Here is a 24,102-nt window from a genome sequence, read left to right as displayed (position 1 = left end):
TTAAGGTAATAAATGCTAGCTATGGCGCACTTAAATTAGGGCGTCACATATAGAAGTAAGCTAGCTGTGCGCTATAGACAATACATCATTCACCAGTTAAAGGTAGGCCGCGTGTTAGCAACAGAAAAGCAGTATGTGCATTGGCAACAAAACCAAAACTCACGCAGTGCTCGCTGGTTATCTGAGAGCAATCAGCTACCGCCTGCACGTATTGTGTTGGTTGATGATAAGACTACCGCAGATCAGGCTTACCGTTTAGCTTGCGAAGGCACTTCACTGCTATGGAATGGTGACTTTCATAATGCCCGACAATTACTACAAGCGCTCACTCGGCGTATTGAGCGCACTAATAAGCGTTCTGAACAGCGCAAAACCAGCAAAGCCGCTACTGCGGCTGATAATGCTGATGACACTACAAACCAATCCTTAGCAACAGCAAAACAGATACCCAACTTGTTTCATCAGCAACGCCAAGCCCAAGCCCAGCGCTCACGAATATTAAGCCGTTTGCTATTAGAGCTTGCTCCAGGTTATAGCAGCCAGCTACGTCGGGCCCCTGATATGACAGCTGCTTGTACCGCTGCTTTTGGTGAGCTAGATGAACCTTGCTTATTATCGTTTCGTGACCTGCAAGGTGCTTTAGGGGCAGCACAGTGGCGGGCCAAAGGAGTCCCAATTAAGGGCTTGGACTTATCGATTTTTCCGCATTATGGGGTCTTTGCTCCAACCCGTCATGAGTATGTGCAGCTATTACTCGACGCCCCACTGCCAGCTAGTTGTGATGTGGCCTTTGACATTGGTAGCGGCACAGGCTTACTAGCTATTATCTTAGCGCAGCGCGGATTAAAGCAAGTGATTGCGACGGACTTAAATCCGCGCGCTATGGCTTGTGCCAGTGACAACTTTACGCGCTTAGGATTATCTAATGTGCAATTGCAACAAGCAGATTTGTTCCCTACTGCGGCACCTTTGGCCAATCTGATTGTCTGTAATCCCCCTTGGTTACCCGCTAAGCCAAGCTCACCATTAGAATATGCAGTCTATGATGCTAATAGTGCGATGTTGCGTGGGTTTTTGCAGGGTGCAAAACAGCACTTAGCTGCGCAAGGAGAGGTGTGGCTGATTCTGTCGGACTTAGCGGAGCATTTGCAATTGCGAACACGTGATGAGTTATTAGGCTGGTTTGTAGCTGCCGGTTTAGCAGTGAAGTATCGTCTCGATACTCGTCCTAAGCATGGCCGTAGTCAAGACGACACTGATCCATTATTTGCTGCACGCAGTAGCGAAGTTACTTCACTATGGTGCTTGCAACCTGCGTAGAGTCTCAGTGACAAACTATAAAAAACATAAATACTATCTAGCAAATACTATCTAACAAAATTTTCCTAAAGTAGGATAAATACGCTATCGATTCTCTATTAACATGCTGAGCATCGATGCATCATTAGTGTTATTAGTATAGCTAAGTGATAATCTTCTAAAGCCCTTAGCTATGCTATTTTGTCTTTACACCCACTGAGTATTGTCTTATGAGCCGTGATCGCGCTGTACAGCAGCGCCAACCAAAAGCGCTAGCCGTAGATGATGAACCGACTTATATCACTGAATTTCGTCAAGCGATGCTGGCGCGTGGTTTAGCGACACGCACCCGTAATGCTTATGTCCGTGATCTGCGCTCTTGTGAACAAACTAGTCATAGCGCCCTGACTCGCTGGCTGTCTGATGACGTGCTGCATTGCTTATCTGTGCTGGCCGTCGAGGGCAAAACCCCACGCACTCAAGCCCGTATGCTCTCCAGCCTACGTCAGTTCTATCTATGGATGATCGCTAGTAACTTACGTGAAGATAATCCCTGCGAGCGTATAAAAACCCCGAAGATTGGCCGTCCCCTACCCAAAGACTTGTCGGAAGCTAATGTCGACAACTTACTAGCTGCGCCTGATAGCAGCACTTCACTGGGACTGCGCGATAAGGCTATGTTAGAGGTGCTCTATGCTTGTGGTCTACGAGTCAGCGAACTGGTCAATTTATCAATAGAACAAGTCAACTTAAATGCCGGCTGGCTACAAATCACTGGTAAAGGTAATAAAACCCGTTTAGTACCGTTAGGTGAATATGCCGCTGATGCCCTTGAGGATTATTTAACTCATGGTCGTAGCGACCTAATCGCTCATTTAAAAGCAGGTAATTGCCAAGCAGTGTTTTTGACGGCGCAAGGGGGCTATATGACCCGGCAAAACTTTTGGTATTTGATTAAGAAGTACGCCAAAATTGCCAGTATCGATAAAGATTTGTCTCCGCATACTTTACGCCACGCCTTTGCCACCCATCTACTCAATCATGGTGCAGATCTGCGTAGCGTACAGTTATTACTAGGGCATAGTGATTTATCGACTACCCAAATTTATACTCATGTGGCGACTGCTAGATTGCAAAGGCTTCATGCTGAACATCATCCACGTGGTTAAGGTTCTTATTTTATTAAATATTTCATCATAATAATGCTTCTAAGGACGAGAAACTATAATGAAAATTTTAAAAAATATTTCCTTTTACAGAATTGTAGTCATAGTGTTCTCATTGGGAGTTGCACTTCCTTCTATGGCAACATACTTTCAAACAGTTGAATCTTTAGCAAAGCAAAGCAAGGTAATGCTTATGCTCAACTTGGTCTTGCAACTATGTATTATGAAGGTCAGGGTAATAGACGAGATATGATTAGAATGGCTAACAGGCTTGAAGGGTTAGACAACTATGTTGGAGACGATTTTGATAATGAAGGTATTCCTAGGGATGATAAAAAGGCATTTGAGTGGTTTGAGAAAGCAGCTAATCAGGGGCTTGTAGAGGCTCAGTACAAACTTGCAGAAGCATATGATAAAGGTATAGGTGTATCTAAGGATAAGGCTAAAGCATTTAAATGGTATCAGAGCGCAGCTAACCAAGGTTTTAGTGATGCACAAAAAAGCGTCGGTTTAGCTTATTATTTTGGTGAAGGTGTCACTCAAAGTTATACCAATGCACTTATATGGTTCAAGAGAGCAGGTTATCAAGGTAATGAAAATTCTCAATATTTTGTTGGTTGGATGTACGCTAGCGGTTTAGGCGTTTCTCAAGATTTCAATCAAGCAGTTGAATGGTATCGAAAAGCTGCTGAGCAAGGCGACCTTAATTCTCAAAAAGCTCTTGGTATAATTTATGATGAAGGAAAAGGTGTGCTTAAAGACGACAAAAAAGCATTTCAATGGTACGAAAAGGCAGCCGAGCAAGGCAATACATTTTCGCAATATACTGTCGGGTCTATGTATGAAGAGGGTCGAGGTGTTAAGCAGAATTATAAGAAGGCGTTTGAATGGTATACAGAAGCAGCTGGTATGCAAGAAGGAATTGCGCAATTTAGGCTTGGTAAAATGTACTATGATGGCAAGGGTTTAGACCAGGATAAGACCAAGGCTATAAAGTGATTTGGTAAAGCTTGTGAGAATCAAGAAGAGCGCGGGTGCGAGGCTTACCGAGAATTGAATTAGCGCGTAGGCTGGGTTTTTAACCCAGCGAATTAATAATTAAGCTAAAAAAATCACCCCATACTACACTGAGCGGAAATTCTGCTTTAATCCAGACTTTAAGTTCGATCCGTACATCTTGCTGGGTTAAAAACCCAGCCTACAGCAAAATTAACTTGATATGCAGTAGGTAGCGTAGTTATAGCACTGTATTTCGCTATTGATTATAATCTGGAAAGATAGTATCTATAACTACTCTAAAGCTAATAACTGTTAATCGAGATAAGCTACTATGAGCGCAGAAACTAATAAAATCAGTAAATTCCTAAGCTATATCCTACGTCATGAGCCACAGTCTATTAATCTAACGCTTGATACTGAAGGCTGGGCTAATATTGACCAGCTTATTACCCTAGCTAATGCTGCTGGTCAGCAGCTTTCTCGTGAACAAATTTTACAAGTCGTTGAATCGAGCGATAAAAAAAGATTTACCTTATCTGAAAACAACATTAGCATCAGAGCAGCACAAGGCCACTCGTTAAGGACAGTACATATCAGCTTTCAAGAGCAACAGCCACCTGCTATTTTATTGCACGGTACAGCGATAAGAAATATTGATGCTATCAAACAACAAGGGTTAATCGCTGGCGCTAGACAACATGTACATTTAACTGAAAATGATGATACTGCTAAAGCCACAGGACTTAGATATGGCAAACCTATCGTTCTCACTATCGATAGCTTGGCGATGTATCGAGCTGGCTTAGTTTTTTTTCAAGCTGACAATAAGGTTTGGCTGACTTCTAATGTACCGCCTGAATATATTAAGTTTTAGCAGCCCACAGCAAAATTAACTTGATATGCAGTAGGTAGCGTGGTTATAGCACTAACAGAATATTTAGTTATAGATTCAAAGCTTAAGCAAATAAAATAACCGCTGCCTTAAAGAGCGTTTTAGCCGTGACTGCAGCGGTATCCTGTGCCTCTAGGCAGGTTGCGGACCCTTGGCTGAGGGTAGTATCGAGAATACAGGAATGCCATCAGCCACTAGTGACCGCCCTGCCTAGGGGTGCAGATATAAGCAAAAGGCGCGATTAGCTGCTACATAACTTATAACTAAGCATACTGCCAGCGTTTAACTCACCTCACTGCTAGACGAGATTAACTTCTATCCACGCAATTCTCTCAATACGTAGCTGCAAAATTGCCTTTTTATCGTTACAATAGCGGTCATAACTTGTGAGCTGGTTGTTTATTAACGATAATGAGCTCAGCACGCCTCCTTTTTTATAGCCAATATCTGAGAAAATCATGAGCCATAGACCTCCTGCTGAACTGTTAGAAAAAGCCAAACACTGGCGCGAAGATATTAACTTTCGCCAAGACGTATTGGGTAAGCCTTTTGACTTTGCCACTACTTGGGGTATTTTTTCACCGCAAAAGATTGATGATGGTAGCTTAATGCTGCTGGATTATATTGATTTTGAAGCCGATGATGACTCGATAGATCTAGGCTGTGGTTATGGCGTACTAGGCATGGCAGCAGCGCGCGAGTGTCCGAATGGTCAGCATACGCTAATCGATAAAGACTTTATGGCGGTAGAATACGCTCGTCTTAACTGTGAGAAAAATGGTTTAGACAACGTCGATGTACATTTATCTAATGGTTTTAATCATGTGGCTAAAGATAAAAACTTCAGCTTAGTGATGTCGAACTTGCCGGCCAAAGTAGGCAAAGAGCAGCATTATCTGTATTTTCTCGATGCCCATGCACGCATGCGTAAAGGCGGCCGTTTTTATGTAGTAACTATCAATGGCTTGCGTCAATTTATGAAGCGTTCATTCACAGAAGTATTTGGGAATAGCGAAAAGATTAAGCAAGGCAAAACTTATACTATTACTATGGCGACCAAAGACTAATTGCTAACCATAAAATAGTAAAAGAATAATGCTAAGTGAAAAAAGCACGCTAAAACAATTCAGTCTTAGCGTGCTTTTCTATGTCTAGCTCTAGTGCAACCTAACTCTCTACATCTGGCGTTTAAGCAAATAAAGCCCTAACAAGGCACTAGCGATGATCGGTGACAGCACCATTAATAGTGGTGAGAAACCAGTAGCCAAAGACACAAAGCCTACTAAGTCTTGCAGGTAGCTAAATAATAAGCCAAATAATAAGGCCACAACAATCCGCAAGCCTAAGCTATGAGTACGTAGCGAACCGAATACAAATGAGCAAGCGACAATCACTAAAGATAAGATAGATAACGGTGATAGCAGCTTTTGCCAAAATGCTAACTCATGATTTAATGAGCGCTGCCCTTGCCCACGCATAAATTGCTTATGCTCATATAGCTGAGTCAATGATAAATCTTCAGCCTCACGAGTCAGTAAATAAACCGACTCTGGGGCAAAAGGCAAGCTTAGAGTATCTGAAGGTGACTTAGCTTGACTAGCCTCAAATCCTTGGCTGATATTCAGCTTAGTCATATTATTCAGCTGCCACTCATAATTGTATTTCTTAGCAGAGTCGCTGTTCGAATCGATAGGCTTACGACCAATATATTTGCCATCTTCAGCACGAATAGCAGTTTGTAGGTTGCCATTATTATCTAGATGCCAACGCTTGACCTCACCGATGTTACCTTTTGCATCAGCATAGTCAATATATAGAATATCGCTGCCATCTGGCTGAGCGTCTGTAGTGTCCGAATTACGGTCTTCGCTGCTGCTGTCACTAGTGGCAAATCGAGGCTGCACTGTCCAATAGCCACGCACCGTAGTAATCGACACATCGCGATCTGTGTTGTTAATCTCGTGTGCCAACTGATTACTAGTAGGCAATATAAACTGATTGATCATTAAGGCTAACAGCACAAATAATAAGGCAGGCTGCAATACCCAACTAACGATACGATAGACGCTGACGCCTGAGGCGCGCATCACCACCAGCTCACTTTTATTAGCTAGCAGTCCTAAACCTACTACGGCTCCTAGCAGCGCTCCAGTCGGGATAAACTGTTCTAAGAAATAAGGCGAGCGATACAGAATATACTTGAGCGCCTCCGCCATCGTATAGCTGTCATCTAGTGAGTCCAGCTCAGATAAATAGGAGAAGACTATTTGTAGTGCCCACAATCCTATGATAGCGGCAATGATGGCTAATAAGGCATTGAGCTTGACGTAACGACTTAGCACTTTTAGATTACTAGACGAGCCGTTAGACTTATTCGCGTCAGCGGCGCTGTTGCTAAACAAAGAGCGCATTAGTACTGCCCTCTATTTGAGCCATTACTACTATTGGCCTGTTGATTAGGATTATTGGATATCGAATCACTGTCTTCTCGGCGAACCCGCAATCGGTGTTGAATACGACTACCCCAATTCATATACAGCGCTAGTGCTATAAATCCTACTATCAGCCACGCATAAGACCATACAGTGATAGTACCCTGACTCACCGGATTCTTTAGCGAGATGATACCTAGAGCACAGCTGACAAACAATAGTACTGCGGGAAATAAGCGTAGCCAGCGCCCTTGTCGCGGCCGTACTTGCGCTAGAGGTACTGCTAGCATCGGGGCAATGATCATCAGCCAAGGTAGGGCAAATCGATAGCCCAACTCGCCTTGTGCAGCGTACATAGCGCTAGTACTGTTAACCTGCGCACTACCTGTTGCTGCTTGCCATAACGGGCGCAATGTTTGAGTCTCAATGTTTTTTTCAGTGACTATTTCTTTTGATGACTCAGTCAAAGTAATGCGATAACGATCAAAACCAATTTGGTTATACTTGAGACTGCCAGCACCTACTTCGTAACGTCGCCCTTGGAACAAGTCCAATTGGGTAATGCCGCCAGCCCCATTATCAACTTGTTCAGCACGTTTGGCGAGGGTGATCGTATCCTTGCTGATAGCTTGGTTGCTGTTAACCGCTCTGACAGCCGCTTGCGCTGACCCCTCAGTAGTAAGCGAATCTGCCAACTGAGCACTATCATCTATAGCCGTTTTGCCACTAGTTTCAGCATCGTCTTTACTTTGAATTAGCACCACATCTTGCAACTGTTTTTTATCATCGCTAAGACTGCCTACATACAGATGATAGTTACCGCTGCTGATAAACTCTTTAGGGCGGACCAAGTCAAAGGCACTAGTCAATGCTTGCTGCTGCCAGACACTCTCAGAGGAGCGCACGCCCCAAGGCTTACCTACTACGGATAAGCCAGCTTCGACAACAAATAATGCCAAAATAAGTGGGGTTATCAAGCGTGCTAATTTACCACGTGAGACACCACTACCATTGATAACCGCCATCTCTTGATCAACATAGAGTCGGCCGAATACTAACATCAAAGCGATAAAAAAGGCTAAGGGTAGGATAAGCTCTAAGAAATAAGGTAGATTATAGCCAATAATGCTAAATAACAAACTGATATCTAAGCGACCTTCAGCAGCAATACCGAAATAACGTATCAAACGTCCACCCAGCATCATCACTATCAAAAACCCCAATACTAAAGCGGTGGTTGAGGCAACCTGATTAGTCATGTAGCGGCGTAATATCACAATAGTTACTCTTAATAGTGGGCAGTGGTACGGTGAATTGCTTATCTATCAATAATAGGAATAAACACAGATTTAGGCTCAGAAAATATAAACGGATAGCACCAATCATGCCATTATAAGAAAGCATACCTATATGCAATAGGATAGATATTGAGTGTTATGGATACCTATTTTAGAGCTAGCAAGAATAAATTTTGTATAAATTAAACCGTTTCCATTATAAGTGATAGCGGCGACTGCTAATGCTAGCATATTTTTATAAAAATATGACGCTAAAAGATGTTCGATAACATTACTAATGCTTGTACTGTAGTTCATTTAAAAGGTTTGTGTATGCTTAGTATCTAGCTCTGATAAGCTGATAAATAGTTGTTAGAATTTAGCTTCATAACCCTTATCAACTGCTGGAGAACCTTATGTCTAACCTCGCCCCTGCCACCCTACTCGAATTGGCTGGCGGTCAGTTTAATAAACTAGACTGGTCAAACTGTGCTGTAGTATTGATCGATTTTCAGAATGAATATGTTGACGGTGCTATGCCTCTAGGGGAGCTAGGCGCTGTCGCTACTGCTAATGCACGTTTGCTACTAGACAAAGCTAGAGAGCGTGCTGTGCCTGTTTTTCATATTGCCCATCACGGCGCAGCTAATGGCAATGTCTTTGACCCCTTATCAGCTAACGTAGCTATTGTTGATAGTTTGCAGCCACTAGATAGCGAAAAAACTATTACTAAGCAGCACCCTAATGCTTTTTATGATACTGCGCTACAGAGCCTTATTAAAGCTACGGGTAAGCAACAGCTTATCTTTGCCGGCTTTATGAGTCATATGTGCATTAGCTCTAGTGTAAGAGCCGCTTTTGACTTAGGTTTTGAAAGTTTTGTTTGTCATGATGCTTGTGCTACTCGTGACTTGCCTAATGTTACAGGAAAAACCATCGCTGCCAATATTGTCCACGATACCGCCATGGCGGCGCTACATGACCGATTTGCAGAGTTATTAGCGACTGATGATTTAGTTAATAGCTAGGGTTTGACTCACTATAATGGTCGCAGTGTGCAACAGAGATGCTTAAAATTATTACCTAACCCTTGCTGACTGCGCACTGCTGTTTTGATATGCTACACTGCCGTAATTGCTTAATTAGTATAAAAACCAAACATTCTAATAAGGACAATAATAGATGAATATTAAACTAACTGATTATTTACCAAAAACTCATACCCAAAAAATACTAAAAAAAGAAGCCAATGATAAAGACTCAGCTTGCTTAGTAGTATTAGTTGACGATAAGAAAAATATCTTAGCCCAATCTGCGCTAAGTGACTATCAACAACGTATTGAGCAACTGATCGAAGTGTCTCATTTCACTGGTAAAGCTTGTGAAACAGTCGCTGATTATGCTTTAGCTGGTGATAAAAAAACCACTAAACAAAACCCATTACAGTTGCTATTAGTAGGCGTAGGTAATGTTGATAAGCTTGACAACGCGGCGCTACAAAAAATCGCTAACACTATCTATCAAAGCACGCAAAAGCGAGTAACTTCTATTACTGTGGCTTTGGCTGATAGCTTACAAGATAGTGAGTTCGGTCAATTTGCTCTTAATCTATTAGCTGCTACTTACCGTTTTGATAAGTACAAGTCAGAAAAAGCAATGCCCGTATTAACCGATATCTATCTATTGGCTGATGCTAATTTGCAGCCTGCGCTAGACTTTGCACAAGCCGTATTCGCCGGTCAAACTTTGACTCGTGATTTGGCTAATGAGCCGGGTAATATTTGTTTCCCAGCTTATATGGCAGAGCAAGCACAAGCCTTAGCCAAAGAGCATTCTGATGTGTTAAAGGTGACGGTATTAGGTGAAGCTGAGATGGAAGCCTTAGGTATGGGCTGCTTTTTGTCAGTGTCACGAGGCTCTACTAAAGAGGGCCAGCTGGTCATCATGGAGTATCAAGGCAAGTCAAAATTCAGTGCAAAAGCTACTCCTAACAGTGCCGCAAAAGTTAGCGGTAGCCTCAAAGCTATTGCTGATAAGCTACCACTTAAAGGCGCTGGCAAAAAAGCTAATAAAGCTGCCAGCCAAGATAGCCAAGTGGTCAACGATGATGCCCCGATCGTTCTAGTCGGTAAAGGCGTCACATTTGACTCAGGTGGTATCTCCATCAAGCCAGGTGCGGCTATGGATGAGATGAAATTCGATATGGGCGGTTCTGCTGCAGTATTAGGTACTCTAAAAGCCTTGTGTGAATCTCGTCTGCCTATCAACGTTGTCGGCGCCCTAGCTTGTGCTGAGAACATGCCTTCAGGTGATGCCACCCGTCCTGGTGATATCGTCACAGCCATGAATGGCAAAACAGTCGAAATCCTTAATACTGACGCTGAAGGCCGTTTAGTACTAGCGGATACTTTATGCTATGTACAACGCTATCAGCCAAAAGCTATTATCGATGTGGCCACTTTGACTGGGGCTTGTGTAGTGGCGCTTGGTCATGTGCGTTCAGCCGTATTCAGTAACGATGAAGATGTGCTGTTTGCATTAGAAAACGCTAGCAATCAGTCTGGTGATTTGGTCTGGCATATGCCGATGGATGACGCTTATCAGTCGCTAATTGACTCGCCTATCGCTGATGTGCAAAACATCGGTGGCAAAAGTGCTGGGGCAACAACAGCTGCTTGCTTCTTATTGCGTTTCATTGAAGAAGGTCAAGCATGGGCGCATTTAGACATCGCTGGTACTGCTTGGATTTCTGGTGCACAAAAAGCAGCTACTGGGCGTCCAGTGCCACTATTTATGCAGTATCTAAAGAACGCTGCGGATATGGCATAACGGTTTATGTCGACCCATCAAACTACTGTAAATAATGCGACTAATGGCAATAAGCTACCGGTTAGCTTTTATGTCCTGAGCGACCATAAGGCAGAAGATTTTTTAGGCTTTATCAGTCAGCTGGTCCAAACAGCGCTGAATAAAAGCAATCAGTCCTTATTGTTACTAATCGATAACGATTCTTTGCTTAATGAGCTTGATGAGGCGTTATGGTCGCAACAAGCCGTTAGCTTTATTCCGCATCAGTTATTAGTAGCTAGCGCTACTGCACCTGCTACTGATGATTTGCTGGCGCCAGTGCTCTTAGGCGATTACTTGCCGAGTCAGTTTAAGGGCATTGTCCTTAATACGACTACTCGTGCGGTGAACGACTTTATGAGCACTACTAGCAACACTTTACCGACTCGTATTTTGGAGATTATCAAACCTGATACTACCAGCATGCAACAAGGTCGAGAAAAGTATAAGCGCTATCAACAGTTGGGCTATGAGCTTACTCACTTTAAAGTTTGATTTTTAGCTTTTATTTTTAATGTTAATTATAAAACGCCAGTCATGGCGTTTTTTTATGGCTGAATAAAACCTCGCTAGCGCTTTTATTTACCCAAATATTAAACGATCAAATAATTGTTTTTAGTTAAAGCGGCGATAGTGATTAGAAATTTTTATCGCTTAAACCTAACTTACGCAATGCAGTCGATCAGCCTTTATCAGTCACAGAATTGATTTCTTTATTTTTCTACTTTCCTATTGTTATAGTCATGGAGTCTAACGTTAGGCTAATATCATAAAAAATGCTAATATCTTCCGCTTATTACTAATGTCTGTTATTAACTGAGTTATAGGGGTAAAAATGCGTTCATTGATTGCGATGTACCAGCGAATAGGGCTAGTACCACTAATTGTTATTGGCTTAATATTAGGTGTTTTAATTGGTTGGTTGGCACCTAGTGCTGGTATTGCCTTAGGAATATTAGGTACACTGTTCGTGGGTGCGCTAAAAGCAGTTGCACCGATATTGGTATTTATCTTAGTGATGGCAGCTATCTGTCAGCATCGCAGTGAGAGCGAAGTCTACGTCAAACCAGTGCTAGTGATGTATCTTTTCGGCACTTTTTTGGCAGCTCTAATCGCTGTAGGTGCAAGCTTCTTATTCCCCACAGAATTGGTGTTTATCAGTGGGGATGCTGTTGAGCAAATTCCACCAGCCAACCTAAAGGAAGTGTTAGGCAACTTATTACTTAGCCTCGTAGCCAATCCTGTTAATGCCATCGCCAATGCCAACTACATCGGCATCTTAGCTTGGGCAATCATTATAGGCTTTGCCTTACGTCAGGCCAGCGAAACCACCCGTACGGCAGTGGTTGATTTCTCTGAAGCTATTTCACAAGTTGTAAAATGGGTCATTGCTCTAGCACCTTTCGGTATCTTAGGCTTAGTCGCTAATACTGTAGCAGAAACTGGCTTTGCTGCATTAGCTGGTTATGGGCGAATTTTACTAGTAATGATTGGTTGTATGCTATTTATAGCTTTAGTGGTCAACCCCATTATCGTATTCGTAAAAACGGGCAAAAACCCTTACCCCTTGGTGTTTACTTGCTTAAGTGAGTCTGGAATTACGGCCTTCTTTACTCGCAGCTCTGCGGCTAATATCCCTGTAAACATGAACCTTGCTCATAAGCTAGGCCTGCACGAAGAAACTTATTCGGTGACGATTCCACTTGGTGCCACTATTAATATGGCCGGTGCAGCGATTACTATTAATGTGCTCACCCTAGCAGCGGCTCATACTTTAGGTATTGAAGTTAGCTTTGCCTCCGCTTTATTATTAAGCTTAGTGGCAACGATTAGTGCTTGTGGTGCCTCTGGTGTGCCCGGTGGTTCGCTACTTCTAATTCCGCTTGCTGCTAGCTTATTTAGTATCCCAAATGATATTGCCATCCAAGTGGTTGCTATAGGCTTTATCATCGGCGTAGTACAAGACTCAGCTGAGACCGCATTGAACTCATCAACAGACGTGTTATTTACTGCTGCTGCTGATCCAAAATATGCGCGCTGATCCCTGTTAAAAGATAGTAACTAGATTGCGAAAGTTATGGTAATAATAAAAGAGCATTTGATGCTCTTTTTTTTATCTAAATTTTGTACAACGCTTTCTATCGTCCAGCTTAATACTGTTGTTATAAATAAAAAACATCATATGCAGTAAGGGTTTTACACTTAACAAAACGGTACATGGCAGAATGGGTGAGTGGTAAAAACGCAGTTATACTGCAGCTGCTTAGCTCTACATCTTAGATTTTCTAAGCCTGTTAATAGCACTTACTTATAGCGCTTATTTATAAGAGACCATAATGTCTTGCTACCCTAACCAGTTGTGGAAAGGGGTTTTACCTATTATTAAAAGAAGTTAACATGAGCATTACTAGAAAAATGAACATTGCCAGCTTCACCTTAGCTATATCTTATATTACTCGTACTACTCCAATTACTCATATAACTGCCGTAGCGATAGGAGGGCTGATTATATGAGTATCAACGATCATACTCTACCCGACCCTGTAGTCTCAGGCTTACCTATATGGAAGCTACTGGCTTTCACTTTGGCAGGCTTCCTCGCTATCATGACCGAAACTATGCCAGCAGGCCTACTACCACAAATAAGTGAGTCGTTAGGCGTGTCTAAAGCGCTAGCGGGTCAGCTGATAACTTTCTATGCCTTGGGCTCAGTGCTAGCGGCTATTCCGGTTATCGCTGCTACTCGCAGCTGGAACCGCAGACGGCTGTTTATGTTGGCTGTTGGTGCTTTATTAATATTTAATATTGTCACTACGTTATCTAGCAACTATATCATTATCATAGTGGCCCGCTTCGCTGCAGGTATGGCAGCTGGGGTGATATGGGGTCTATTACCCGGTTACGTATTACGTATGGTGGCAAGTGATATGCGTGGCCGTGCCTTAGCCATTACTGGTGTAGGTCAACCTATTGCACTAGCCCTCGGCATTCCATTAGGCACTTGGTTGGGTATGTTATTTGACTGGCGTGGTGTGTTCTGGATCATGTCAGCGCTCACCTTGTTATTATTATTGTGGATACGCTTAGCGATACCAGACTTTGCTGGTCAATCGGTTAAACAGCGCTTGCCTATTAAGCAGATTTTTTTGATGCCAGGTATCCGTCCTGTATTAGTTACGGTGTTTGTATGGATATCGGCCCATAATCTACTCTACACTTACATCGAGCCTTTCTTGGCTTCAGTCGGGCTAGAACAGAGAGTTGACGCTGTTCTATTGCTATTTGGCATCACTGCCATGCTGGGTATTTGGCTCACTGGATTGCTGGTCGATCACTGGCTACGTGCTATGGCATTGATAGGTCTGAGCGGGTTTGCAGTAGCTGCACTAATATTAGGCTTCTCTGGCGGCTCGGCGGCAATCGTACTAATAGGTATAGCGCTATGGGGCATTACTTTTGGCGGCGCACCGATAATGCTACAAACCGCACTAGCAGGCGCAGCGGGTAAGAATGCAGATGTGGCACAGTCTATGTTTGTGACTATATTTAATTTAGCAGTTGCTGGTGGTGGTATCGCTGGGGCCTTACTATTGCAACATATTGGCGCCGTATCCTTCCCTTGGGCAGTGCTTGCTCTCGCCTTGATAGGCTTGTGCATAGTATGGAGCGCTAGAGTGAATGGCTTTCGAGCTAAGTAGTCATACAGGCAGGGTAGTTTTGCTGTAATTGCATAGCTAGCTTGAGTTTCATAGCTATTCAAAGCCGTTATTTATAAAATAAGAAAGGGCCAATAAGGCCCTTTTGCTTTGGGTAAAAATAATAAACCTAGGGCAAGCTTAGCCGCTGGCTTACTTTAAACTAGTCACTTCTATTTCAATCATCGTCGTATCGTTATTCCATTGGCGCTTATACTGACGCAGCTGCTCGACTTCCTCTAACAGCTCTAGTATCAAACCAATCGCTGGTACGCTAGCTTCAAAGTCGCGACTAAGTCGTGAAGCACGGCGCACAGTACTGAGCTGATAACCGCTAAACTGCTGACTTTCAGGAATGTCATATTCAATGATGCTTTCTTCGATTAGAGCGACTACCCACTGTGGCTCTTGACCACAAGCAGATACTAGCTCATCAAAGCTCATAATAATGTCGGTTAATTCAGGCGAGTGTTTCATATTATTATCCTCGTTGCTTTTGATATTAACGTTTTGCACTAATTTTATTGTATGCTCGTTATAGTCACTGCCAGCGACTTCTAACGGCTGATGCTAGTCTCAGAAAAGGCTTGTTTTAACTGCTCATAAGCCTGTTTATCAGCATCGCTACTGACTTCTGGATTAACAATATTCAAGGTTAAAAATAGATCACCAGCTTGTTTAGCAGGAATACCTTTGCCTTTTAGGCGCAGATTGCTACCTGACTTGCTGTTGCTAGGGATAGTGACACCTAGAGTTCCGCTCGGAGTAGTGAGGTTTATCTTTTCACCAAGCGCAGCTTCCCACGGAGTAATATTGACCGTTTGATAGACATTAGCGCCTTCTAAGCGAATATTATCCGCATGAGTGATTTTTACCTTTAAGAATAAATCACCGTTTTTGCCTTTTCCACTACCTGCGGCCCCTTGCCCGCCTAAACGGATTTGCTTACCATCAGTAATGCCTTTAGGTATTTTAATCTTTAGGGTTTTGTTATCGTAATTTACGCTGCCATCAGGTTGGCGTACTGGCACATTTAGTTTAATACTATAGTCGTCACCATTATAAACTGAAGCCAAGTCAACATTGATCTCCGCATGTTGGTCTTGGCCTTTGCTATCTTGGCTACCAAAGCCCGCACCGAACTGATCAAAGCCGCCGCGCTGCTGCCCCCCTGTTTGACCACGCGCACCATGACCAAACGCTGAAAAGATATCATCAAAGCGAAAGCTGCCTTCGCCAAAAGCTTGCCCTTCACCGAACTGACCTTTCATATCGTCCCAACGGAAACCGCCCGGTTGTCCAGCACCTGACTGACCACCGAATCCACCGCCTTGGCCTGCAAATGGATTATTTAGCATGGCGTCATATTCAGCCCGCTTATCTTTATCTCGGATGGTTTCATAAGCGTTATTAATAACCGCAATCTTACTATCAGCATCTGGATCTTTGCTGACATCAGGGTGGTACTCACGCACTAGCTTGCGATATCTTTTCTTAATATCAGCATCTGTAGCATCTTTTTTGACCCCTAAGATCTCATAATAATTCTTTTCTGCCATGATGATTTTCCTTTTATTTTTATGCTTATGTCGATAGTTTTGAGTTGAGCGTTTTTAGGGTGATGACTCTCATGTTTGGCATGGGCTATGTTTATATCTATAGCATACCGCAATGCACCCTTAGTTTATGTTGATAAAAATTAAACGCTAAAAATTAATTTTAAGTATGGCCGCTATATAAATAATAGTAATTATATTTGGCACTCTATCTAATTTTACAATCAGCATGACTAAAAAACTCTCTATAAATAGCTAATTCAATTGCCAATCCTCTATTTATAGAGAAATAATATTAGCAAATACCTTATATCTCAAAACTATTTTTATAAAATATTTATCTTTAAATGCATTTTACAAACTCGTAAGGATATAGCAGGCTTTTTCTAGTAAAATAGTTATATTATTCAGGCTCATAGGGAGTGTGAATATTGTAGGCAAGAACATCTGTCTATTTCGTTAATTGTAAAAAGGTATTAAATGTCTTATTTAATCAAGTCTCTAGTTATTACTTTATCACTGTTGTTAACGACTACTGTTTTTGCCGCTAATACTAGTTATTACGGTAAAAAGTTCCATGGTAAACGCACAGCTAGTGGTAGTATCTTCAATATGAACTCTTTAACGGCTGCGCACAAAACGCTGCCGTTTGGTACGAAGGTACAAGTAACTAATAACAAGACGAAGCAGAGCGTGATAGTAAAAATCACTGATAGAGGCCCTTATGCTCGGGGACGAATTCTCGATTTGTCTAAAGCGGCTGCTGGTAAAATAAACTGCGAGCTTTGTACGACTAGTATGAAGATACTATCTTACGGTGATGGTAAATACCGTAGGCAATAACGTAGAAAAGGGGGAGAGCTGACGCTCTCCCCCTTTTTATTTATTAAGCAAAAAACCCTTACTCAAATTCAGCTTCCATTTCTTCAAGAGTAGTCATCGCCATTAGTAAGCTCTCTTCATGATCACTATGCTGCTGTTGCAATGCTGTCTGCTCATCAAGCAATTTTAATAAATCTGCTTTGCGACCTTCTTCATACAGCTCAGTATTAGCCAGTTGCGTCTCCAAATTAACCAGCTTTTGCTCAATCTTAGCTAGCGACTTTTCAGTATCCTCAATATTACGACGAATAGGGGCAGTAAGTTTGCGCTGATCAGCAGCCAATTTGCGCTGCTCCTCTTTAGTCAACGACGAAACTGCGGTATTTTCAGCTAATTTAGAATTCGCGAATTTTTTTTTAGACGATTTAGATTTATCAGGGTTGCCATTGCCCGATTCATTATCTGTTTCACGTGAAACACTATCTTTATCGATGAATTTTTTGTTAGCTTTTTTGTTTTTGCCTTTTTTATTAGCGCCTTTATCTGAAGAGTTCTCTTGCTTGCGCTTTTCAGACAGCCACTTGCCGTAGTCGCTGATATCGCCATCAAATTCATCGATCTGACCGTCATGCACTAGATATAACTCATCGCAGACATTAGCGATTAGCTCACGATCATGCGAGACTAATACTACTGCCCCTTGAAAACCTTGCAAAGCTACCGTTAGTGCCTGACGCATTTGTAAATCTAAATGGTTGGTTGGCTCATCGAGAACTAGGACGTTAGGACGTTGCCAGACAATCAATGCCAAAGTTAGACGGGCGCGTTCACCTCCTGAGAATAGCTTGCTAGGGGTGTCAATACGTTCACCGCGAAAATCAAAGCTGCCTAAGAATGAGCGCAATTGGGCATCAGAGGTCTTGCCAGCCAGACGGCGTAACATTTCTATAGGCGTAGCTTCAGCATCTAGAGCATCCATTTGATGCTGATTGAAGTAGCCGAGCTTTAGAGTATCAGAAACTTGATACGTCCCTGTCAACACCCCTAACTCACCAACCAAAGCTTTAATCAATGTTGACTTACCAGCACCGTTCATCCCCAGCAAGCCCAGACGAGTATCAGGAGTCACTTGCACATTAGCGTTATACAATAGTGGCGTTGTGCTATAGCCAATGTCTGCTTTGCTTAATTCAATCAACGGCGAACTCATGTGAGCAGGCTCGTAGAATTGAAAAGAGAATGGGTTATCGGCCATCATAGGTGATAGCTCAGCCATACGCTCCAGCTGCTTAATACGGCTCTGTGCTTGTTTGGCTTTACTAGCTTTGGCACGGAAACGGCGAATAAAGTCATCCAAATGTGCTTTAGTCGCTTCTTGCTTCTCAAAGGCTTGCTGCTGCTGCGCCATACGCTCATGACGAGTACGAATAAACTGCTGATAGTTACCGGTATACAGAGTGATCTGCTGTTGTTCTACATGCAGGATGTGACCAACTGTAGCATCCAAGAATGCCTGATCATGTGAGATTACGATGACCAAACCGGTAAACGAATTGATCCAAGTCTCAAGCCATAAAATCGCATCTAAGTCCAAATGGTTAGTTGGCTCATCGAGTAACATCAAGTCAGCACGACTCATTAGGGTTTTCGCTAGGTTTAAGCGCATACGCCAGCCCCCAGAGAAGCCTTCTACTGGCAAATCATGCTGAGCCGTATTAAAGCCAAGCCCCGCCATAATTTGTGCCGCTTTAGTAGGAGTGCGATAGCCATCAATCTCATCAAACTGCTGATGCAACACCCCAATTTGATCATCACTAACACTACTCAAGTCACTCAAAGCTTCGTTGAGCGTATACCACTGCTCATCACCACCTAGTACGTAATCGATCGCGGTTTGGCTACTAGCGCCTACTTCCTGCGCCATATGTGCCACATGCCAGCTATCAGGAATACTAACTTCACCCTTATCAAGCGTCACTTCTGTATCGCCAGTGCCCATCTGCGTTAGTAATAAGGCAAACAAGGTTGATTTGCCAGTACCGTTATTGCCGGTTAAACCAATTTTGTGATTGGGGTGCAGCTGAAAACTGGCACCTGAAAATAATTCACGGCCATCACGGCGAACACTAACGTCTTTAAATTCGATCATAGGGGTTTTTATCTCAAGGGTATTAGAAAAAGCAGTTACTAAAGGTAAAAGCAGGTTTAAGAGCCTCTTTACTAAGCAGCTCTTAAAGGTAAAAGACATAAAATCAGATAATTACTGACTATTATTTCAAACGCCCGCCCTATAGGCAAACAATTAAACAACTATTTCAATTTTAAGCCATTAATGAAGGCGAACTAGACGGTTTTCAACGCTAATGACTGATAATTGGTTGCTAATACTGCCTATTAACGACCGTTATTAGATCTAGTGATTAGCAATCATTGTTAGCTCTAGCTACTCGTAACCGTTATTAACCACTATTAACTATGTCTAATAGACTTGACAAATTAACCACAGCCCCAATTATGATATACTAGGCGATGTTGAATAATCATAGCAAGGCACTACTAATAGCTATTGATTTATCAAAGCTGTGCTGTAGTCTAAATAAAAATTATAGATAAGGCAGATGCTTTAGCCAGCTATTATCAGATAAAAATAGGGGCAGGACTATTTGTTGCCGCAACTTTATTAAAGGTGCCCTTAGAAGACTCGCATAGAGAGTTCTAACTTGCAGCTATTGTAGAATCAGCATCTTAGAAACACTCTGTACTAAAAAGGTCTAAGTACCCTAGTCGAGTGTTCAATATGCCTAATAAGAGTTTATTAATAGCAATATATTATTGATTAGATCTGCTTTACTAAATTTTATTGCTCCATCAAATACTATCTAACCGAATTATTTGCGCCGTTAGGATCTACTAGGTACCAATAGCTGTTATTTATTGATAATGGCTAAATACATACTATAGTTTCCTAAGCGTCTTTTACGGTAGCTACTGAGGTAATCATGACCGAAACAATCAGCCAGTACGACCCAAGCTCAAATCAGCCTATCGATCCGACCATATTAAGCTTGACCAATAGTGCTGCCCAAAAAGTGCGTCGTTTGCGTGAAGAAGAAGGCGATGCTGACCTGATGCTACGAGTCTATGTTACCGGTGGTGGCTGTTCGGGCTTCTCATATGGCTTTAACTTTGCCAATGATGTTAATGAAGACGACGCTAATTTTGATAATGGTGACGTGACTTTAGTGGTGGACTCGCTAAGCTATCAGTATTTACAAGGCTCCACGGTAGATTATACCGAAGGCTTAGAGGGGGCACGATTTGTAGTGCAAAACCCTAATGCTACTACTACTTGTGGCTGTGGCTCTTCATTCTCTATATAGAGCGATGATTACTGATTAGCTTTGAGAAACTGGTCATATACTGTGATAAATAATCAGCCTAGTTGCTATAACCTTTAAGCATCTACTTTTAGCATCTATTTTAGGTATTTGCTTAGCAAGTAGATGCTTTTTTTATAACTCTTATTAGCATAGCTTTTAATTGCTAGCTACTGGCTTATATACCTCGGCTATTGGCTGATTGAATAACCATTATTTATGATATAAATACAGTCAACATAGCATAACTAAAGCTTACTGGATTTGTAATTTCGCATAGTGTTTAGTTGTGCTTTGGGCTAAACTGACTGCATTATTTCACCTTAATAACTCCTCTTTTTGAGTAACTTTTTATTAGCCTTTACGCTGATATAACCTATAACAATAGATGAATACTATGAGTAATTTCGCAAGTACTTTTGTTGATTTCAAAATCCCTGATTGGTTCGATAGCGAGCACTTAGTAGGTATGCTGCGTGGTATCGAGAAAGAAGGGTTACGAGTTAGGCCTGATGGTTATTTGGCACAGACTCCTCACCCAGCCAAACTTGGCTCAAAATTAACTCACCCATTCATTACTACTGATTACTCAGAAAGTTTACTTGAGCTAATTACTGACCCCAAAGATACGCCAAAAGATACTTTAGCGATGTTACGTCAGCTCCACGTTTTGGTCTATCAAGCGCTACCTGAAGGTGAGCTGATGTGGCCGTTATCTATGCCTTGCATGCTGTCCTCTAACGATGAAGATATCCCGTTAGCAGACTACGGTAGCTCGAATACTGGCAAGCTAAAGACTTTGTATCGCAGCGGACTAGGTATTCGTTATGGTCGCCGCATGCAGACTATTGCTGGCCTGCATTACAATTTATCTTTTGGTGATGGGCTGTTTAAATACTGGCAAGAACACACTCAGGAACAACCCTCTCAGTCATTTTTAGAGTTCAAAAACGATAAGTATTTAGGCCTAATTCGCAATTTTAAGCGTCTAACTAGCTTATTGTTATACTTATTAGGTGCTAGCCCTAGCGTCTGTCCGTGTTTTATTGCTGGCCGCGAACACGATTTAGAATTGCTCAATGACTCCACTTACTATAAGCCCACGGCTACTAGCTTACGTATGGGCAAGCTTGGCTATACCAATAGTGTGCAGGAACATCTAGATATTCGTTATAACCATTTACCTGAGTATGTCGAAGGCTTACGCCGTGCCATTCAAACTCCGCATGATAGCTTTAAAAAATTGGGCTTAAATGATGCTGATGGTAATCCTATTCAGATCAATGATCATATTCTACAAATAGAGAATGAATACTACAGTCCTATTCGCCCCAAACAAATCACTGATCGCGGCGAGACGCCTACTGAAGCACTAGAACGTCGTGGCATTGCGTATGTTGAGTTCCGGGCAATCGATTTAGATCCTTATAGTGATGTCGGTATTCGCCTCTCGAGTGCATGTTTCTTAGAAGTAATGGCCCTGTATTGCTTACTAAATGACTCTCCTGATCTTATGCCTGCAGAGGAAGAAGAGCTAGCAATCAACCTTGAACGAGTGGTCAATGAAGGTCGTCTTGAAGGTTTGCATGTGCTAAATAATGGCTCAGAGCAGTTACTACAAAGTTGGATGTTGACGCATTTAACTAATATGCAACCGCTAGCAGCATTACTTGATGCTCATTATGGTGGTAACGATTACCGTGCTGCTGTAGCCCTAATGCAAGGCAAAGCTGGTAATTCTGAGTCGACTATCTCCGCACAAGTGAATGCTGATAGCAAACGCTTAGGTAGCCTATGGCAACTAGGCTTTACTTTAGCCAATCAGCATCGTGACTCTCTATTGCAGCAAACGCTTAGCCCGCATACCCAAGCTAAGTACGAAGTCCTAGCCGAAAAATCAGTACTGCAACAAGCTGAGCTTGAGTCCTCTGAGAGCGAAGACTTTATGGAATTTTTGCAGCAGTATCGCTAGACTATGAATAGTTGCTAGATTATTAGTAATGACTAGACTATTAATACTAGTTAACCTACTAATACTTAAAGCTCAAAACCCACTTTATTTTATAAGAGTATTGACTAAATGCATCGTCTGACCACTTATCGCAGTTTGCAAGTATTTTTAGTGTTAATGACGATAGTAAGCATGAGCTTTGCGCTGTTTTTTTTACAAAGTCACTTAGGTCTGACCCCTTGTCCGCTGTGTATTTTTCAGCGTATTGGTCTGATGGTAATGGGTGGTTTTGCATTGATTGCCGCCCTATTTAATCCTAAGTCTAAAGCGATTAGATTGCTATTATGGCTGGGAAGTTTAGCGGGTATTGTGTGGGCAACAATGATAGCGGGGCGTCATGTTTGGCTACAACATCTGCCACCTGATCAAGTGCCCTCTTGTGGTCCTGGTCTTGATTACTGGCTTGATACTTTGCCTATGAAGCAAGTGCTTAATGAGGTTCTAGCTGGTTCTGGCGAGTGTGCTTTAGTTGACTGGTCGTTCTTAGGGCTGAGTATTCCTGAACTGTCTTTAATTTTATTCAGCTTTTTGTTAATCGCTCATATACTGATTTTTTGGCGCATTATTAAACCTCGTTAGTAATAGTTATGGCGTTAGCTGTTATTGATAGCAATAACTAACCATTCATCAATAAGCGCTCGTTAATGGGCACTTATTCATAAGCTTTCTATCTAAACCTCTGTTAAAGACAACTATCCATCCAATTAGCAGCTACGTTAGAGCTCGCTGGCGAATATTTTTGCTTAGCGAGTATTTTTGCTTAGCCAAATTAGATTACATAGCAAGATTGAGCGGCAATAGAGACAACAAAAACAACACAGAAACCGCAGTGGTATTTGTTACCTTATAATGATTTATTATTGTCTAAAATGCTTAAATAAAAACGTCTGTTGTTCATCTACTTTGTAATTATAAAGTGATATGAATTTGAGCGATTTTAACTCGATATAGTGATGTTGATTACTAGAATTATGCGGTAATACTCAGCTAATAACTGCAAAGTATGGACTGCTAATTGCCTACTACTGGTGTGATAATGAAACATTATTATTGTTCTCAAAGGGTCACGACTAGGCTTGCTCCTATTAATAAGAGCTTTGGTCGCCTAGCGTTATCTCTATCTTTTTGTGTAGTGCTGTTTGGCTGCGATAGTCAATCGACCTCTACGGCTGCTGCAGAAGACAAAATAGCGGCTAAGGCCAATCAGGAAATTACTGCAGAAATAACCACTCAAGCCCCAATATCTACTAGCCAAACTGATGACCACGAAGGTACTTCGCTTTTAGATGCCGCTAGCAATGATAGAAAACCTGTAAAAAGAAGCGCGCCGATGATTTCAGAAAAACGCGCTGACAGTGCCTTGCAAGCGGTATTAATCGGTGATTACATGGGGATGTTATCTTGTAGAAATTGTGAAGGGATTAGTTTAACGCTTAATCTGCGTGCAGATGGAACTATGCAAAAGACCAGCTTTTATAGAAGTCCTCAGCAGATCAGGCCACCGGTGGTTGAGTCTGGTATCTATCGCCAAGATGATAATATGATTACTGTGGTCTATGATGAAGAGAACGTTGAGAATTATGTTATTCAAGATAATCATCTAGTGCTATTAGATGCTGATAAGCAACCTGATCCTGATTATACTTTATCGCGTAAATAATAAGCTACCTTAAGCGCTCGCTAGTTAGCACTTTTATTTAAATTATGTTTTATAATAATTTTTACTGGT

Annotated in this window: 20 protein-coding genes; 15 read left to right on the top strand and 5 right to left on the bottom strand. The window is 42.1% G+C overall.

What is annotated here, in order from left to right; genetic code table 11:
• The first annotated feature begins 111 nt into the window (after positions 1-111).
• The 5 genes from JMY09_RS09990 (at position 112) to JMY09_RS09970 (ending at position 5,423) form a co-directional block, all read left to right on the top strand.
• Positions 112-1,320 (top strand): methyltransferase, encoded by a 1,209-nt coding sequence (locus tag JMY09_RS09990; RefSeq protein WP_201623445.1) that lies wholly within the window; start codon positions 112-114, stop codon positions 1,318-1,320.
• A gap of 209 nt (positions 1,321-1,529) precedes the next feature.
• Positions 1,530-2,468 carry a site-specific tyrosine recombinase XerD gene (gene xerD, locus JMY09_RS09985; protein WP_201623444.1) on the top strand — a complete coding sequence of 313 codons (939 nt, stop codon included), beginning with the start codon at positions 1,530-1,532 and terminating at the stop codon, positions 2,466-2,468.
• A 213-nt stretch (positions 2,469-2,681) separates the two neighbouring features.
• Positions 2,682-3,464 carry a tetratricopeptide repeat protein gene (locus JMY09_RS09980; RefSeq protein ID WP_201623443.1) on the top strand — a complete coding sequence of 261 codons (783 nt, stop codon included), beginning with the start codon at positions 2,682-2,684 and terminating at the stop codon, positions 3,462-3,464.
• 331 nt (positions 3,465-3,795) lie between these two features.
• The gene (locus JMY09_RS09975) at positions 3,796-4,338 is read left to right on the top strand and encodes an RNA 2'-phosphotransferase (RefSeq protein ID WP_201623442.1); all 543 of its coding nucleotides are present in this window, start codon (positions 3,796-3,798) and stop codon (positions 4,336-4,338) included.
• 476 nt (positions 4,339-4,814) lie between these two features.
• On the top strand, positions 4,815-5,423 hold the full coding sequence (locus JMY09_RS09970; RefSeq protein ID WP_201623441.1) for a class I SAM-dependent methyltransferase: 609 nt from the start codon (positions 4,815-4,817) through the stop codon (positions 5,421-5,423).
• A gap of 108 nt (positions 5,424-5,531) precedes the next feature.
• On the opposite strand, the gene lptG is transcribed toward JMY09_RS09970, so the two are convergent.
• Both lptG and JMY09_RS09960 read right to left on the bottom strand, forming a co-directional pair.
• Positions 5,532-6,767, bottom strand: coding sequence for an LPS export ABC transporter permease LptG (lptG, locus tag JMY09_RS09965; RefSeq protein ID WP_201623440.1), 1,236 nt, complete (start codon positions 6,765-6,767; stop codon positions 5,532-5,534).
• A complete protein-coding gene (locus JMY09_RS09960) occupies positions 6,767-8,047 on the bottom strand; it encodes an LPS export ABC transporter permease LptF (RefSeq protein WP_201623439.1) in 1,281 nt (426 codons plus the stop codon). Before JMY09_RS09960 ends, lptG begins: the two co-directional genes overlap by 1 nt.
• Before the next feature lie 434 nt (positions 8,048-8,481).
• On the opposite strand from JMY09_RS09960, the gene JMY09_RS09955 reads away from it, so the two are divergent.
• The 5 genes from JMY09_RS09955 to JMY09_RS09935 all read left to right on the top strand — a co-directional run bounded on the left by JMY09_RS09955 (position 8,482) and on the right by JMY09_RS09935 (position 14,610).
• Complete coding sequence (locus tag JMY09_RS09955) at positions 8,482-9,093, top strand: cysteine hydrolase family protein (protein WP_201623438.1); 612 nt, start codon at positions 8,482-8,484, stop codon at positions 9,091-9,093.
• 154 nt (positions 9,094-9,247) lie between these two features.
• Positions 9,248-10,894, top strand: a complete 1,647-nt coding sequence (locus JMY09_RS09950) for a leucyl aminopeptidase (RefSeq protein WP_201623437.1) — start codon at positions 9,248-9,250, stop codon at positions 10,892-10,894.
• 6 nt (positions 10,895-10,900) lie between these two features.
• On the top strand, positions 10,901-11,407 hold the full coding sequence (locus JMY09_RS09945; RefSeq protein WP_201623436.1) for a DNA polymerase III subunit chi: 507 nt from the start codon (positions 10,901-10,903) through the stop codon (positions 11,405-11,407).
• A gap of 340 nt (positions 11,408-11,747) precedes the next feature.
• Positions 11,748-12,953, top strand: coding sequence for a serine/threonine transporter SstT (sstT, locus tag JMY09_RS09940; RefSeq protein WP_201623435.1), 1,206 nt, complete (start codon positions 11,748-11,750; stop codon positions 12,951-12,953).
• A 469-nt stretch (positions 12,954-13,422) separates the two neighbouring features.
• Positions 13,423-14,610, top strand: coding sequence for an MFS transporter (locus JMY09_RS09935; protein WP_201623434.1), 1,188 nt, complete (start codon positions 13,423-13,425; stop codon positions 14,608-14,610).
• Between the two features lie 150 nt (positions 14,611-14,760).
• Here JMY09_RS09935 and JMY09_RS09930 read toward each other — a convergent pair whose 3' ends face one another.
• Together JMY09_RS09930 and JMY09_RS09925 are read right to left on the bottom strand one after the other, a co-directional pair.
• The gene (locus JMY09_RS09930; RefSeq protein WP_201623433.1) at positions 14,761-15,084 is read right to left on the bottom strand and encodes a chaperone modulator CbpM; all 324 of its coding nucleotides are present in this window, start codon (positions 15,082-15,084) and stop codon (positions 14,761-14,763) included.
• 80 nt (positions 15,085-15,164) lie between these two features.
• Positions 15,165-16,166 (bottom strand): DnaJ C-terminal domain-containing protein, encoded by a 1,002-nt coding sequence (locus tag JMY09_RS09925; RefSeq protein WP_201623432.1) that lies wholly within the window; start codon positions 16,164-16,166, stop codon positions 15,165-15,167.
• 477 nt (positions 16,167-16,643) lie between these two features.
• On the opposite strand from JMY09_RS09925, the gene JMY09_RS09920 reads away from it, so the two are divergent.
• On the top strand, positions 16,644-17,006 hold the full coding sequence (locus tag JMY09_RS09920) for a septal ring lytic transglycosylase RlpA family protein (RefSeq protein WP_201623431.1): 363 nt from the start codon (positions 16,644-16,646) through the stop codon (positions 17,004-17,006).
• Between the two features lie 58 nt (positions 17,007-17,064).
• Here the strand turns inward: JMY09_RS09920 and abc-f are convergent, their stop codons facing one another.
• Positions 17,065-19,134, bottom strand: a complete 2,070-nt coding sequence (gene abc-f / locus JMY09_RS09915; protein ID WP_201623430.1) for a ribosomal protection-like ABC-F family protein — start codon at positions 19,132-19,134, stop codon at positions 17,065-17,067.
• A gap of 850 nt (positions 19,135-19,984) precedes the next feature.
• On the opposite strand from abc-f, the gene erpA reads away from it, so the two are divergent.
• The 4 genes from erpA to JMY09_RS14550 all read left to right on the top strand — a co-directional run bounded on the left by erpA (position 19,985) and on the right by JMY09_RS14550 (position 24,033).
• Complete coding sequence (gene erpA / locus JMY09_RS09910; protein WP_227677272.1) at positions 19,985-20,365, top strand: iron-sulfur cluster insertion protein ErpA; 381 nt, start codon at positions 19,985-19,987, stop codon at positions 20,363-20,365.
• A gap of 394 nt (positions 20,366-20,759) precedes the next feature.
• Positions 20,760-22,334 (top strand): glutamate--cysteine ligase, encoded by a 1,575-nt coding sequence (gene gshA, locus JMY09_RS09905; RefSeq protein WP_227677271.1) that lies wholly within the window; start codon positions 20,760-20,762, stop codon positions 22,332-22,334.
• Positions 22,335-22,442: 108 nt separating this feature from the next.
• Positions 22,443-22,952, top strand: a complete 510-nt coding sequence (locus JMY09_RS09900; RefSeq protein WP_201623428.1) for a disulfide bond formation protein B — start codon at positions 22,443-22,445, stop codon at positions 22,950-22,952.
• A gap of 457 nt (positions 22,953-23,409) precedes the next feature.
• A complete protein-coding gene (locus JMY09_RS14550; RefSeq protein WP_227677270.1) occupies positions 23,410-24,033 on the top strand; it encodes a copper resistance protein NlpE N-terminal domain-containing protein in 624 nt (207 codons plus the stop codon).
• Positions 24,034-24,102 lie beyond the last annotated feature (69 nt).

Origin of the sequence: Psychrobacter urativorans (assembly GCF_904846695.1) — a bacterium.
GTDB lineage: Bacteria > Pseudomonadota > Gammaproteobacteria > Pseudomonadales > Moraxellaceae > Psychrobacter > Psychrobacter urativorans.
This window is presented reverse-complemented; position numbering and strand designations above follow the sequence as displayed.